Source organism: Lacticaseibacillus sharpeae JCM 1186 = DSM 20505 (assembly GCF_001436225.1).
In the GTDB taxonomy this organism is placed as follows: domain Bacteria; phylum Bacillota; class Bacilli; order Lactobacillales; family Lactobacillaceae; genus Lacticaseibacillus; species Lacticaseibacillus sharpeae.
This window is the reverse complement of sequence record NZ_AYYO01000055.1, coordinates 1-16685: the sequence shown is the minus strand read 5'-3', so window position 1 is coordinate 16685 and position 16685 is coordinate 1. Positions and strand designations below refer to the sequence as shown.

Here is a 16685-nt window from a genome sequence, read left to right as displayed (position 1 = left end):
TATGCGGGCAGGCGCGCGGTTGACCCTGCTTTTTTGTATTGGTATAGGCATGTAAAATGCGGGCAATGTGCAATTTTCCAAAAATTAAATTACAAAATCTGATTCATGGTCGGAAATTCAATTTGTGTGTATGGTTATTTTATATTCGGTATCAATATTAAAAAATTAGTTTGCAAAAATTGACTAACGGCCATTAGCAATCTGTTTAATAATGTCCTTGTTGGATGAATGGCCGATGTAGCCGCGTTTAGGGGTTAATGCTACCAACATTGCATTGACCATTCAAAGATTAATTCTGCACTTATAATTTGGAGGCTTTGTTATGAAAATCGGTGGATTTAAGCATACAGCATCACAAAATATAACGAAAGAGTCAAAGCTGCACTACCGGATGTACAAGGACGGTAAGAAGTGGGTTGTTGCCGGCATCATGGCAGTAACCATGATGCTTGTCCCGATGTTCGCGGGTAATAGCGTGAACGTATTTGCGGCGGAGGATCCGGCGCAGACCACGGAAATTGTCGAAGGGGTGAACGGCAATGTGTTCTGGGGGTACGCGAAGGATGACAACGGCGTAGTTCCAGACACGGACGTGACAATTGTGCGTCTGGCGAAGACCGATGCGGATGGTAAGGAAGTAATTATCGGAACCAGTAAGATTGACGCAACTGGTTACTGGGAAGTTGCGGCGTCGTACGCGGACGCGCCTCAAGGGTCAACGGTCTACAGCTACTCAACTTACACGGATGATGAAAGTGTGAAGAGTCAACGTGCAGACCGAGTTGTTCCGTACGAAATGCCTGCACAGCCGACTGCCAATCTGACACCAACCGATACGGGCGCAATCATCACCGGGAAGAGCACGCCAAACGTTGACATCGAAGTCAAGGATGATGGCGGCAATGTTGTGGGCACGGGCAAGACTGATGACAAAGGGATTTACAACGTTAACCTGCCTAAGGATGCAGCCACTCCTGGGGCGAAGCTGGACGTCACGGCGGTTAACGGCGACAAGACCAGTCAGCCAACTGCTGTTTCCGTGCCAATGGCCAAGCCAGATGCGCCAACCGTCAAGGCCAATGAACCTGGTGCCGATGGCGTCAAGGTTACCGGTAAAGCTGAACCGGGCGCGGATGTTGACCTGACAACGGCGGATGGCAAGAAGACCACCGCGGTTGCTAATGATGATGGTGATTACAACGTTACTATTCCGGCAACCAGCGCCAAGGAGGGGAGCGACATTACCGCGACCCAAACCGTTGCGGGTGTAACTAGTGACGCAAGCACAACGGCCGTTCCGTACCATACCCCAGCAGCACCAACCGTTGACGCTGGGACACCAGCTAACGATCAAGTGCCAGTTAGTGGGACCGGTGAACCGGGTGCAACTGTGACGTTGACGCCCGCAAATGGCGCGCCAGTTGAAGCAACGGTGGGCGACGATGGCACATTTACCGCCAACGTTCCCCTGACAGACGCACCAGAAGGCAGCGACATCACCGCCACCCAGACTAGCCACGATAAGACCAGCGAACCTAAAACTGCACAGGTGCCATACGCTCAGACTAAGACACCGGTGGTTGACAAGGTAACTCCAACTGAAGACGGAACCACCGTTGAAGGAACCGGCGAACCAGGTGCCACCATCACGGTAACGCCTGAAGATGGCGACCCGGTCAGCGCCAAGGTTGACCCAGACGGCAAGTTCAAGGTTAGCGTTCCAGAAGGCGTTTGGCAGCCAGGTGAAACGGCGGACATTACGGCGAAGGGCAACGGTGACCCAAGCGCGCCAGTTCAAGAAATCGCACCGCTGCACGCCCCTGAAGTTGAAGTAGGCACACCAGTTGACGGTAACGTGCCGGTAAGCGGGACCGCTGCACCGGGTGCAGAAGTGACGGTTACTCCCACAAATGGCGACCCAGTGACCACCACGGCAGATGACAACGGCCACTTTGAAGCTCAGGTACCTTTGACCGACGCGCCAGAAGGCTCAGACATTGATGTGACACAGGACCTGCCGAATACCGATCCGAGTCCCGCAGGCAGCGGCCAAGTTCCGTACCACACACCAGACAAGCCAACGATTGCCGCAACTGCACCAGACACAGACGGCAATGTGGCCGTAACCGGGAAGGGTGAACCGAACGCAAGCATCACTTTGACAACCGATAACGGCAAGGAGTACACCGGGACGACGGATGATAATGGTGACTACACGATTAACATTCCCGCAACCGACGCCCCAGCCGGCAGCGACATTACCGCCATCCAGACGGCACACGGTATCGATAGTAAACCAAGTAAGGATACCGTGCCTTACGCTAAGCCAGGCAAGCTAACCGACGTGACTGTGACCCCAACTGAAGGCGGCACAACCATTTCTGGTAAGGGTGAACCGGGCAACACCGCCACCATTACACCAGAAAACGGCGACCCAATCACGGTGCCGATTGATAAAGACGGCAACTTCCGGACACAAGTACCTGAGGGCGTTTTGAAGCCGGGTGAAACGGCGGATGTAACCCAGAATGGTAAGGGTGGCGCAGGTGACCCAACCACAGTGACGGCCCCACTCCACGAACCATCCGTGACGGTTGGCGAACCAACCACTGACGGCAACGTGCCGGTCTCTGGTGAAGCTGAACCAGGTGCGGAAGTCACGATTACCCCCGCAAACGGCGACCCAGTGACCACCACGGCCGATGACAATGGCCACTACGAAACCGAAGTGCCACTGACCGACGCGCCAGAAGGTACTGACCTGGGTGTCACGCAAGATTTGCCAAACACGGATCCTAGTGGCACGACAACTGCCACCGTACCTTTCCACACACCAGCTGCACCAACCGTTGACCCGGCAGCGCCAACTGACGACGGTAACGTCAAAGTCACCGGGACTGGTGAACCAGGCGCCACGGTTACGGTTGTGCCTGAAAACGGGACTGCGGTTTCCGCACCAGTCCTGGACGACGGCACCTACACGCTGAACATTCCGGAAACTGCCGCACCGGAAGGCTCAACCCTGACGGCAACCCAGGACAAGAACGGCGTGGACAGCCCTGCAAGTACTGGCGAAGTGCCTTACGCTAAGCCAGCTAAGCCAACCGACGTGACTGCTGAGGAAACTCCGGGCGGCACCATCATCAGTGGTAAGGGCACGCCTGGCAGCACCATTACCGTGACTCCGAAGAACGGCGGCAGTCCTGTGACCGTGCCTGTTGATAAGGACGGTAACTTCCGCGCCATGGTTCCAGACGGCGTGCTTGCACCAGGTGCAGACGCAGATGTCACCGAGAACGGTAAGGGTGGGACCTCCGACCCAGCAACCGTCACCGCGCCATACCACACACCAGCTGAACCAGAAGTCGAAGTTGGCGAGCCAGTTGATGGCAACGTGCCCGTTAGCGGGAAGGGTGAACCAGGCGGTGAAGTAACCATCACCCCAGAAAATGGCGACCCAGTGACCGTGCCGGTGGACGAAAACGGTGATTTCAAGACCGAAATTCCGGAAACGGACGCACCACAAGGCAGCAAACTGGACACCACCCAGACGAACCACGGCAAGACTAGCAAGCCAGTCGAGAGCGACGTCCCATTTGCCCGCCCAGTGGCACAGACACCAACCGTTGCGGATCCAAGTGACGGCACGGTGAAGGTCACCGGGACCGGGGTGCCAGGTGATACCATCACGCTCACACCAGAAAACGGTGGCAGCTTGACCGTGCCTGTGGACGACCAGGGTAAATACTCTGCGGACATTCCACTGACCTGGGCCCCATATGGCAGCACCATTACCGCAGTTGAAAACGGTAAGGGCGGCACCAGCGACCCAGTCACAGCCGACGTGCCCGAACTTAAGTTGGACGCACCTGCTGGGACTGCAACGGTGCCAGTTAAGGGGATGGTGACCGTCACCGGGACGGCTGCACCGAATGCAGAAATCACGTTGACCACCACTGATGGCCAGATTTTCACCACCACATCCAATGCGGCCGGCGAATTCGAACTGGCTGTGCCAAGTACCAGTGCGCCAATCGGGTCTGACATCACGGCAGTGCAAAAGGTTGGCACCGTCACTAGTCCGGAAGGCATTATTACAGTGCCGCACCGTGTTGGCCTCAGCAAGCCAAGCATCAACGTGCGCGTAACGACACCGAATATTGGTGAGGGCGATGAAGCAATTGAGTCGGCTCAGGAACGCATGAAGTCAGTTGCTGATCACCTCAAGCGCTACTCCGGGAATTTAATTCCGCAAGCTTCCCCTAATGGTGAAGTTTGGGAAAACCCCCGCATCCGTCTTTACGCTGACCCAGAAGGCAAGAACCTGATTTGGGAAGAACCCGTTACGAATGAGGACCTGAGTTACAGCTTCACGGTTCCTCTGAGTGAACTGCCACAGGGTGGAACGATTTACTACACCGCAGTTTGGCACGTAACGATTCCTGATGATGTGCAGCTGGATGAAGAGTCCCTGTCGTACCAGGACGAGAACGGTGATTTGATTTCCGGCTATGATCCACTTGTGGTTGGTTTCGTTAAGCCAAAGGCACCAAATATTTTGGACACTGACATTAAGAATGATGGTGAAAACTTCACGGTCTCCGGGCTTGGTGATCTGGGCAGCATCGTTACGGTTAAGGGTCTGGATGGCGGTGACCAGAGCTTCACGGTTGATTCTGCTAGCCAACACTTCGACATCAAGTTGCCAAGTTCCGCGGTCACCCCAGGCATGAGCCTCGATATTGTGGAAGTAAATGGGGATAAGACTAGTGATGCGACAACGATCACTGTGCCGGAACCAGTGAAGGCCGAAACGACAAGCGAGCCAGAAACTGACCCAACGACGGAACCAGAAACCGACCCAACGACGGAACCAGAAACCGACCCAACGACGGAACCAGAAACCGACCCAACAACTGAGCCGGAGACTGACCCAACGACGGAACCAGAAACCGACCCAACAACTGAGCCGGAGACTGACCCAACGACGGAACCAGAAACTGACCCGACTACCACCCCAGATGACAACGCTGCGGCGCTGCAGGTTGAAATCGACAAGCTCACGGGCGAAATTGGTGATTTGAAGACCCAACTTGGCGACGCACTGGCGCACGCTGACGATAAGGATACCGAGATTAGCAAGCTGAATGATGACATCACGAAGCTGAAGACGGACCTCGGTAACGCAACGTCCACGACCGGCGACAAGGATGCGGACATCCAGAAGCTGAACGACGAAATCGAGCAGCTGAAGACGGACCTCGGTAACGCGACCTCCACGACCGGCGACAAGGATGCTGAAATCGACAAGCTGACCGGTGAAATCGAACAGCTGAAGACGCAGCTGGGTAACGCAACTTCCACCAGTGCCACCGATGGAGATATTCAGCAGTTGAACGACGAAATTGAGCAGCTGAAGACGCAGTTGGGCAACGCAACGTCCACGACTGCAGCCAAGGATGCTGAAATCGACAAGTTGACCGGCGACATCACCGACCTGCAGGACAAGCTGGAACAGGCAATCACGGACGGCGGCACGAGCACCGACCAGATTGACAACCTGACTGACGAAATCGAGCAGCTGAAGACGCAGCTGGGTAACGCAACGTCCACAGCCGGCGATAAGGATGCGGAAATCGACAAGCTGACCGGTGACATCACCGACCTGCAGGACAAGCTGGAACAGGCAATCACGGACGGCGGCACAAGCACCGACCAGATTGACAACCTGACTGACGAGATTGCGCAGCTGAAGACGCAGTTGGGCAACGCAACGTTCACAGCCGGCGATAAGGATGCGGAAATCGACAAGCTGACCGGTGACATCACCGACCTGCAGACCAAGCTCGACAACGCAATTGCCAAGGGCGACACGACGGATGGCGACATTGCCAACCTGAATGACACCATCACCGAGTTGCAGAACCAGCTCGACGAAGCAGATCAAGCTAACACTGACGGCCAGACCCAGATTACTGACCTGACCGACAAGATTACCGACCTGCAGAATCAGCTGGAAGAAGCGCAGACGCCTGCAGCAACTGATGAAGGCACAGATACCGGGACGCAGATTGACCTGCCAGTAACCGGTGGCGATACTGATACCGGCGAGCAAATTGACCTGCCAATTACTGGCGGTGATACGGACGCTGCGCCGAAGCAGATTGACCTGCCAATTACTGGTGGGGATGCGGTTGAAACACCAGCAATCGCGGAAATTGATGCTGATGCAGCGCCAGTAACGCTGGCAACGACAACCACCAAGACGGCAACAACCACCAAGGCGCCGGCGGCAAGCAAGAACTTGCTGCCAAGCACCGGCGGGCAGATGCCACAGACAGGTAACGAGCAGAACAAGTCATTCACCATCGTTGGTGCGCTGGCTGCAGTACTCGGAATCTTCGGTCTGGCGGCAACCCGGCGGAAGGAAGATTAACCGTCAGTAGGTAGTACCAAGCAGCGCCATCCACAAATAGTGGGTGGCGTTGCTTTTTGGTTTGCCGCCAAATATGCCGGACACCGTGCTACAATTTAGGTAAACGGAGGTGGCGAACATGCGCAAATCAAAGGACGGCTTGGCTGAATACGTGCGACGCGAGGGCAACGTGTCGTTTTCCCGCCGGAGCTTAAACGCCGTGGACGCGGCCATCTTCACCCAGCTGGCATACTTGGATTACGCACTAGTGCCCCTGGATGTGGAACCGACCCTGGCGACATTGGCCCAAACTGATCTGCTGCCGCTCATGACGCGCGGTATCTGGATGAGCGACCTCTTTGACGAACTGTTGGCGGAACTGGTTAAGAGTGTGCGGTTTAAGGATGTGCGCTGGCAGAACGCCGTCAACACCGCCGACCCGGACGCCGAGCTGCAGTTCGCGGCGCTGACCTTCGAACTGACGCCGGATGAGTATTTTGTAGCCTATCGCGGGACTCAGGCGACGTTGCTGGACTGGAAAGAGGACTTCAACATGACGTACATGCACACGGTCCCGTCCCAGAAGCTGGCTGTGCGCTATCTGCAGCACCGCATCACGTCATTTCCCGGGAAATATTTCGTCGGTGGCCACTCCAAGGGCGGCAATTTGGCGGTGTACGCCCTCATGCGTAGTGGTATGGGGACGCAGCGGCAAGTCCAGCTGGCCTTCAACTTCGACGGTCCGGGTTTCAAGGAGCCGGTGCCGATTAATGTCCGGCAGAAGGTGCGCAAATTCGTTCCGGAATCGACCATCATCGGCTTGCTGCTGGAGCCGGAGCAGGATTACCGCGTCGTGCAGAGCAACGCGGGCGGCATTAACCAGCATAACCTGTTGACGTGGCGGGTCCAGCGCCGGCACTTTGCGGCGGCAGAAAAATTGCGTTGGACGGCCCGTTACACGCAGCGTGCAATTGATGCGTGGCTGGCAGAATTGACGCCGACGCAGCGGAAAGAAGTGCTGGATTCGTTCTACGCCGTGCTCGCTTCCAGCGACATTGACGACTTGAACGCCATTGGCGATGCGTTCCCCGAAACGGCCAAAACGGTGCTGAGCCAGGTGCGTGCCACGGATCCGGCGGTGCGCAAACAGTGGGAGTCCGCGTTCGGTGACCTGCTGAACGCCATGCGCGTGGCCGCCGTGCGTGCGGACGGGCCGCAGAAGGTGTTGACCGGTCTGCGCAACCGCCGCGCCGAGGTGATTAAGCGGCTGGGCATTACGCCCAAGGCCGATGCTCCGGCCAAGAAGGCTGCCCAACCGGCATTGCCCGCACCTGAGGATGAAGACAAAGCGTAAAAAACTGCCCGCACGCCGAAAATTTCGGTTGTGCGGGCAGTTTTTGTGTTTATGCGAACTGTTCTGGTTCCAGTGGCCGGGAGAAGAAGTACCCCTGGCCGCGGGTGATGCCGAACTTGCTGGCAATGGCGAGGTCGGCTTCGCTTTCGATGCCTTCGAAGGTGAAGAGCATTTGCTGGGCTTCGGCTTCGTTGAACCAGAAGTTGAGTGCTTCAATTTCTTCTGGCGTTGCTGTTTCGCCGAGCTCGCGCATGTTTTGCAGGGCGAACTTGACGGTGTTGACGTACGGGAGCAGCTCCTTGATGTCGACGTAGAGGTTGTCCGACCCCACGTCATCGATGGCGAGCATGATTCCGGCGGCGCGGTACTTGGCGCTCATCGCTTTGAGCAGGTCGTGTTCCGGTGCGGCCACCAGTTCCACCGTAAGCTGGCGTGGCACCATGTTCTTGGTCGCAAAGTCGGTGAGGGCGTGCAAAATGGTGGGGTCGGCGAATTGGGCGTTGGTGAGATTAATGCTGACGTGCTTGTCGTTCAGCTTCTTGATGGCGGTCTTGAGCAAGTCGAGCATGGTGGCAGCGTCGAGCTCGTATTGGGCCGGCGTGCCCCACGTCTTAGTCTGCTCGTCCCATTCACGCAACAGGAGTTCGTACACGATGACGTGCTTGGTGGTAATATTTTCAATCGGTTGTGCGAAGTAGCTGTATTTAGTCACGTAAAAATCTCCCAGAATGCCAGTTTAACCCGTCCATTTGTGGCCAGTGTACATTTATTATCGCACCATAAGCCGAATCTGGGTAGGCGAACCGCGGGAGACCACCGGAAAATTAGCGTAAATTTACAGAAACCAGCTTCTGTACCTTGTGCAAAAGCAGACCGGGGCGCAAGATGGATAATGGTCTAACGCGTACTGCAGCCTTTGGAAACAAAAAAGGTGCAGTACCTGAATTTATGTAGAGAGAAGTCTAACCGTGTCCAAACGTAATATCGCCATTGTCACCTTCGCCCTCCTGCTGTCCAACGCAATGGGGGGGATTGATAGCACCATTGTTAACACCGCGATGCCGGCGATTATTGCCGACCTGCACGGGATTGAGCTCATGGGCTGGATTGTCGCCATCTTCCTGCTCGGCACCGCCATCAGCACGCCACTGTGGAGCAAGCTGGGCGAACGCATGGGCAACAAGCTGGCCTACGAATTGGCCGCGCTGTTCTTCGTGGTTGGTTCGTTCCTCCAGGGGATGGCGCCGAACATGTGGTTCCTGATCATCACGCGCGCCATCGCCGGGATTGGGAACGGGGGCATGGTGTCGCTGCCGTATATCATTTACGCCGAATTGTACGCCAATCCACGCAAACGCATGCAGGTGCTCGGCCTCGTGTCCGCGAGCTTCTCGACGGCGACCATCATCGGCCCGCTGCTGGGCGGCTGGATTGTCGATACGTTTAGCTGGCACTGGATTTTCTACATTAACGTGCCCATCGGTCTGCTTTCGGCACTGCTCGTGCAGGCGTTCTTCAAGGAAACGCGGCGGGCGCACCGTGCCAGCAAGGTGGATTACGCCGGCGCCGTGCTGTTGTCGTTGGGGTTAGTGCTTCTGTTGACGGCCACGGAAATGATTGGTGCAACAGACGGCAAGACGCTCACGGGGATGTTCGTGGGCGCGGCCATTCTGCTGGGCATTCTGGTGCGCGTGGAGGCACGGGCAGCCGACCCGATTATTCCGGGCCGGTTGTTTAAGAACAAAGACCTGATTATGGACTTCCTTCTATTTACCATCATCTGGGGTGCGTTCATGGGCTTCGTCGTCTACGCGCCAATGTGGGCTCAGGCGCTGCTCGGCGTCTCGGCGCTCGTTGGTGGTGCCACCCAAATTCCCGGTTCGTTCACGAACTTCGGTGGTTCCGCACTGGTGGCGCCGCTGCGCAGTTACTTGTCGCCGCAAAAGGTGATTGCGTTGGGTACCTGGACGCTGGTCGGCACCTTCATCATCATGACGCTACTCGGCGAGCATGGTTCGTACTGGTGGCTGATGCTTGCGGGCGCGCTGGAAGGCTTCGGGAACGGGATGTGCTTCAACGAGCTGCAGATTAAGGTGCAACAGGATGCAGAAGTTCAAGACGTGCCGGTTGCGACCTCCTTCAGCTTCCTGATTCGCATGCTCGCCCAGACCTTCGCCACGGCCATCTTCGGGATCATCATGAATAACGCCCTGCGCAGTGGGGTCCAAGCTGCGAATGGCAGAATCACCATCAAGATGATGAACAAGCTGAGTGATGCGGGCAGTTCCGCGTCGCTGCCGCAGAATCTGTTGCCGAAGATGCGCTCCATCATGTTCACGGGGCTGCATAATATAATGATTTTGGGCCTGATTTTGATGCTCGTCGCTGCTGCTTTGAACCTCTGGGCCCTGAGGCGGGAAGGTCAGCAGAAACGGGCACAGGCGTAATTTGTTCTTTTTATAGTTAGCTGTGATTGATATTATTTATAAGCCGGTTATTGGGCGATTGTGAAAACAGCACTTTGTTTGCAAAAGTATAGTCTTTGCAAATTCCATTTTAGTATCAATTGGTAAGTGAAGTGCATAACATCAGTATCTAACCGTATGCGACAAATGTGGGATAAATGTTGTGCAAAGGGTAGAAAAGGCTCAATTATGAGTCGACTTATTTAACGTATAAGTGAAATCGAGCCACTCTATAAAAATATTTTTGTTTTTTTATCGTCGCTGGTCTAAACCAAGTAAGCGGAATAAACGTTATTGTTTAAGGTTTTTGCGATGTCTATACCAATTATCGCCGGTTATTTATCAAATAACGCCGTTGATTCCTAAATGCCGTCATGTTAGGCTTTAGGTGTTGGCTCGGGGGAACCAACGGGAGCGTTGCGACGCATGATGATTCTGCGGCGTATTATATTGAGTTATGAAACTGACGATTGAAAACAATCGGGAGTAAGCCAACACGTGTGGCGGACTCCCGATTTTTGTTTATCCTAAAAGTTGTATACACATATTTGCGTTTACATATACCAGTTGATGGCGTTGGAATTTTACCAAGGAGGGGGGATTATTCTTGAATAACTTCAGAAAGTCAGCAAGCATCGTGACTGCTTTGATGGTTCTGTTTATTTTTGTGCAGATTATTGCTGGCTCTGCGCCAGGCCGTAAAGCGGGAGCAAGCGATGCTCATGACATTAGTAGTGAACAAATTGTTTCTGGAGCAACAACCACTTTTTTTAAGAATAATCAGGAAATCAAACCTGATTCAGATGGTAATCTCTCTATTGATTCAAGCGACTTGGTTAAAGTTGATTACACTTGGGCGTTGCCGACAGATCATCACATTCAGGCAGGCGATTACTACACATTTAAGCTACCTGACTCAATTACGCCGCAGAAAACAGATGGGGAATATCCACATGGCGATTTGACGTCTGCTGACGGACAAACGTATGGGACGTTTAAAATTGCCGACGATGGGACAGTCACTTTGACTTTTAACCAATTGGCCGCCGATTCGGATGACGTTACAGGCGATTTTTTCTATACGGGAGCATCACTCAATCTTAAAACGTTGGGTAAGCAAAATATTGAAATTCCAGTATCACAAACGACTACACAAAAAGTGCCGGTCATTGTGACACCTGCAAAACAGTACATGATTGATAAAACCGGACAACAGACATCTGGTGGGAAAATTAGTTGGACGATTAGTTTGAACAATGAAGGAAAAGAAATGGTTAATCCTTCAGTTCAAGAAGAAATGCCCGCTGGATTGTCGTTTGATAGCATTAGCATTCAGGAAGCATCAGTGAATGTTGATGGTACCCTAAGCCCTAATGGGACAAAGCTCGTCGAGGGTACAGATTTTACGTTTAATAAAGATACGAATTTAATCACGTTTATTGGAAAGTATAATGACACTAAGGCGGCACTGTCTGTTACGTTTAATACCGTTCTAACTGATTTGACGCAAAAGGTTGATACCGATTTTATTAACAAGGCGAAGCTTAATTATGGGGATAAAACTGAAGAGACACCCCCTGTTACCTCTCATTTAAACTATGAACCGCATGAAGTAATCAAGAAGTTGTTTGAGGGAAGTTCAGGGAACACCGCTAGCTGGAAGGTACAGTACTATCCAGGAAAATCATCCAAGGGCATAACTTTGGTGGATACACTTGATGATAATCAGCATTTTGATGAATCTGCCCAGATTTCCGGCTTTATCGACGCAATTGATGGTAACAATAATTTCAATACCCATACATGGCTGAACCCTGACACGGATTTTAAGGTTACCTACCCAGATAGTAAAACCATGGAGATTACTATTAATGTAGATACGGATATGCCTGTTGAGTTTAGCTATACCTCAGTTCTAAACGATGGTGTAGCTGACAGCAAGAAAACTGTTAACAATACAGTGACTGACAATAACGGGCATACGACTACTGGACACGGTGAAACTGGAAATTCCAACACGACAGGTACACCTAACTTAGTTAAGAAATCAACGGGTATTGTTGATGAGGCTAATAGTATTGATGGGTGGCAGGTTGATATTAACCCTAACCATGAAACACTTAGCAATTACTGGATGAAGGATACGTTACCCAACGGATTAACATTAGAATCCGGATCAATGCGTATGAAACTTGTTGATCTTGATACTGGATTAACGGTTAGTTCCAATGACTATAAACTGTCCACAGATGAATCTGGCTTTAAAGTAGAGTTTCAAAACAATTTGGCCACAACCAAGGATCATTATCAGTTAACCTATAACACAAAATACGACACTTCAAAGGCAGGTTCATTTACTAACGATGTAAGCGACAGTAACAATGACAACGGCCACGGTGACTTTACTCCACCGCGGAACACTGACAATAAGAAATTTAGCTACTATCCATCCACTAAGCAATTCAGCTGGCACATTACCGTTAACACGCTCAACAAAAAATTACAGTCTGCCTCAGTTGTAGACCCAATTCAATCTGATCAGGTTTACGTTCCGGGCACCGTGCGTGTATTCAAAATCAATACGGATGGAAATGGCAATGTCGATACAGCACACACTTATGGAGATGAGGTTACTGACTCTGTAAGAATCGATGAGCCAAGCACAGAGAACAACCAGACGCTTACAGTTAAATTACCCGATGGCGATACCAGTGCATATATGGTTGTACTTTCAACCAAGCCGAAAAGCATTGCACACGACACGACCGACCCGGCAAATTATGGCGGTAAAATGTATAAGAATACCGCTAGTTTTGACAATGGCGGTGATGAAGAAGATTTACCAGCAAATGGTGATTATTTTCAGGGCACGGGTCAACTTATTTCTAAAAAAGGTAGTACTGATGGTGGTTCCACCGTTAATTGGAACATAACTGTTAATAACCTGCAGGCTCATTTGAGAAGGGTAGTTATAACTGATATCTCTAGTCCGAATCAATCGGTTGATATTGGCTCAATCAGCATTGATAGAGCATTCCACTCTGATATGCCCTATGATCAAGACAGTCTTACGACAAGTAGTCAGGCATCTGATCAGGACAGCCTTACGACAAATAGTCAGGCATCTGATCAGGACAGCCTTACGACAAGCAGTCAGGCATCTGATAATGTTCTGAATGATTCACTTGATGTGTCTGATGACGAATCTAGTGATACCTCAGCTTATTTACCAAATACAGATAAGTTAAAACTTGGTACGGATTACACTGTTGACAAACAAACTGCCCCTGATGGAACAACAACCACTACTATCACATTCAATCCGAATATTATTATTGATAGCACATATATTGTGAGCTACCAGTCTCATGTAATTTCATCCAATGGTAACGGTGATCTGATAAATGAAGCTAAAATGACTGCAAAAGAGATTGTTGGCACTCAAGATACAGGTAATGTCGCTGCTTCTGGTGGAGTTGCAGGGGGCTCAGCTTCCGGGAAAATTGGTTCTGTAGAGTTAACAAAGCAGGATAAGCAGTCCGGAAAGAAGCTCGCAAACGCTGAATTCAATATTAAGTCAGAAAATGGCTTAATTGACCGGCCGGGGACAACTGATGCTGATGGGACATTAACTTGGTCAAATATACCAAGTGGGACGTATCATATCACCGAAACGAAGGCTCCTGAGGGGTATGATATAAACCCTGAATACACTGGTGAAGGGAAAACAATCACAGTTGACAATTCAAAGTCTAGTGACAGTAACCCAGTTACCAAGGTTGATATGTATGACAGCAAGCTTGGTGCCTTCAAGCTCACCAAGACCGATGTTGACAGCGGCAGTCCACTCCAGGGTGCGCACTTCGCACTCTACGCGAAGGGCAGCGATGAGCCGCTTAAAGGCTACGAAGATATCCAAACCGATAGCAAAGGTGTTTACGAAACGAAAGATTTGCCACTTGGCGAATATACGTTGAAGGAAACCAAAGCGCCGGCAGGCTATCAGATGAACGCAAATAACAGTTATGACTTTGAGGTTAAGGCAGGGCAGGATTCATCCAATCCCGTCACTCTCACCGTCACCAACGCTCCCGCGACCATCCTTCCCCACACCGGTGGCCCTGGCACCTGGCAATGGCTCGCGTTAGGGCTGACAGCACTAGCGCTTGGCTTTACTGCTTGGCACTTCCGCAAGAATTGGGAGGTGATGTGATATGCAAGCGTTGATTAAGCACATTCGCATCACCGCGTTCGCCGTCATGGCCGCGTTCTTGCTGGCACTGATTGCGACGACGCCGGTGCGCGGGCAGGCGGCGACTGATGATGACGTCACCGTCGTGCTGCACAAGCTGGTCTTTGACGATGGCAACCTGCCGGAGTCGACGAGCAACGACGGCAAATCCTCGCCGTTCGGGGATGCCGGCACACCGCTGAATGACGTGACGTTCAAAGCGTACGATGTCACCGCTGAGTTCTGGGCGCAAAACCCCAAGACGGAAGCGGAGATGGAGGACGCGCAAAACGCCTTAGCTGCTAGTGATACGCCGCGGCAAGAAGTGGCGACGGAGATCACGAGCGGCGCAGGCACGGCGACATTTACCCTCCCACGTCACAGTGGCGGGCAGTACGCCGTCTATCTCTTCCGCGAAACGGCGCATCCCAGTGGTGTGTCTGATGGGCAGAATCTGGTGCTGGTTCTTCCAGTTTCGGGAACTACGAACCAGGTTGACCTCTACCCCAAAGATGAGGCGACGGTCACCCCGGTTACAACCGGTGGTCAGCAGTTCGTCAAGATCGACGCTGACGACCACAGCACCAAGCTTGCGGGCGCGCAATTCGTCGTCCGCAGCAGGGCCGGGAAGTATCTCCGGCGCAGTAATAACCAAAACAGCTGGGAAGTTATTTCGGGGGAAATAACTACGAGTTACAAGCAGGCCAAACTGCTGGTGCTCACAAGCGATTCGGATGGGCAGTTTGCGATTAACGGTCTACGGGCTGGCCAGTACGAATTAGTTGAGGTTAAGGCCCCGGACGATTACGTTCGGAGTTCTAAGGCGGTGGCCTTCACAGTCACCCCAGGCAAGTTTAGTAGTGCGACCGACGCTATCCAGGTAGCGAACGTCCACGAAACCGTTCCACCCGATGATGATGGTTATCCGCCACTTCCGGATACCGGATTCTTCGGCAAAATAGTCCACCACTGGCACCATTTCACACACCACATACATCACGTCATCAAGCACCTGCTTCCGAACACGTTCGTCGGCATGCTGCCACAGACGGGTGGCGCGCGTGCCATCTGGTTAACACTGCTGGGCATCTTCATCTTGCTCAGCATCGCGATAACAACGTTCCATAAAAAATCCAAACCACATGAGGGAGAATAATCATGAAGAAGAACGCATTTTTCAAAAAGGCACTGACGTTTATCAGTGCCGCCGTAATGGCCGGAGCTATTGGGCTCGGGGCCGGAATTGGGAGTAAGGTTAGTGCTGCTGATGGCGATGGGAGCACAACGCCTTCATCGGATAATGGCGCAAGTGATACAACAACTATTATTCTGACTAAATATGCTGTTGCGAAAGACACCGGATTAACTACGCAGAAAGATTTGACTACCGAACCAGATTCATCCAAGGACCGTGTTCAAGGTGCAGTGTTTACATTGTATGATGTGACCGATCAATACTGGAAAGATGTCGCACCAACTTTGACAGGCAAAGGAACAGCCGAAGACACTACCGATGCTGATAGCTTAACGGCAAACGAACACAAGTACGATCTCAATACCGCTACGAAGATTGACCCTGAGACTGGCTCTGCTGTAACAGAAGCTACTAAAACAGATACTGCTAAAACAGACGCCAACGGTCAAATTACGTACAAAGATTTGCCAAATTACAATGCTGCAGGTCAATACAAGGTATACCTGTTTCACGAAGAATCTGCTCCAACTGGGTACACACTGTCACCAGACTTTGTCGTTAGCCTGCCTGTAAAGGGGGCTGATGGTACAGTTTACGTATACCCAAAGGATGAAGTTACAGGTGCCTACCAGCTTAAGTTCACGAAGATTGACGCTAACAGTGAGACTAAGCTTGAAGGTGCAGTATTCTACATCAAGAACGGTGACCAGTATGCCCAAGTAAATGGGCAGTATGGGGAAAACAACCAAGTTGTTGGCTTTGATAAGAATCCTGTAACTGTAAAGTGGGTTAATACTGAAGCAGAAGCAACTCAATTTAAATCTAAGGCTGATGGTTCGTTTGGTTTTTCTGCCACAACTCAGACTATAAAAGACGGTGTGACATACGGTCTCACAACGGGTACTGAGGATAAACCTCAGCAGTACACGATTGAAGAAAAAACAGCTCCAAATGGTTACAAAATTGACCGGTAAATTTCAAGTACAAGTTAGCCACTTCTGAAAATAACATCTAAATCAATGCGT

The 16685-nt window shown here is 51.9% G+C and carries 7 protein-coding genes; 6 read left to right on the top strand and 1 reads right to left on the bottom strand.

Annotation, left to right across the window (positions count from 1 at the left end; genetic code table 11):
• The first annotated feature begins 322 nt into the window (after nt 1-322).
• Nucleotides 323-6436: an Ig-like domain-containing protein gene (locus FC18_RS09835; protein ID WP_056976192.1), complete on the top strand. Its 6114-nt coding sequence runs from the start codon at nt 323-325 to the stop codon at nt 6434-6436.
• A 118-nt stretch (nt 6437-6554) separates the two neighbouring features.
• The gene (locus FC18_RS09830) at nt 6555-7769 is read left to right on the top strand and encodes an Mbeg1-like protein (RefSeq protein WP_054680573.1); all 1215 of its coding nucleotides are present in this window, start codon (nt 6555-6557) and stop codon (nt 7767-7769) included.
• Nucleotides 7770-7818: 49 nt separating this feature from the next.
• Here FC18_RS09830 and FC18_RS09825 read toward each other — a convergent pair whose 3' ends face one another.
• Nucleotides 7819-8481 carry an EAL domain-containing protein gene (locus FC18_RS09825; protein ID WP_054680570.1) on the bottom strand — a complete coding sequence of 221 codons (663 nt, stop codon included), beginning with the start codon at nt 8479-8481 and terminating at the stop codon, nt 7819-7821.
• A 256-nt stretch (nt 8482-8737) separates the two neighbouring features.
• Between FC18_RS09825 and FC18_RS09820 the strand changes: the two genes are divergently transcribed.
• The 4 genes from FC18_RS09820 to FC18_RS09805 all read left to right on the top strand — a co-directional run bounded on the left by FC18_RS09820 (nt 8738) and on the right by FC18_RS09805 (nt 16634).
• The gene (locus tag FC18_RS09820) at nt 8738-10216 is read left to right on the top strand and encodes an MFS transporter (protein WP_156660907.1); all 1479 of its coding nucleotides are present in this window, start codon (nt 8738-8740) and stop codon (nt 10214-10216) included.
• Nucleotides 10217-10841: 625 nt separating this feature from the next.
• The gene (locus FC18_RS09815) at nt 10842-14447 is read left to right on the top strand and encodes a SpaA isopeptide-forming pilin-related protein (protein ID WP_056976190.1); all 3606 of its coding nucleotides are present in this window, start codon (nt 10842-10844) and stop codon (nt 14445-14447) included.
• A 1-nt stretch (nt 14448) separates the two neighbouring features.
• Nucleotides 14449-15621, top strand: a complete 1173-nt coding sequence (locus FC18_RS09810) for a pilin N-terminal domain-containing protein (RefSeq protein ID WP_054680561.1) — start codon at nt 14449-14451, stop codon at nt 15619-15621.
• A 2-nt stretch (nt 15622-15623) separates the two neighbouring features.
• Nucleotides 15624-16634, top strand: a complete 1011-nt coding sequence (locus FC18_RS09805; protein ID WP_056976187.1) for a pilin N-terminal domain-containing protein — start codon at nt 15624-15626, stop codon at nt 16632-16634.
• The last annotated feature ends 51 nt before the right edge of the window (nt 16635-16685 follow it).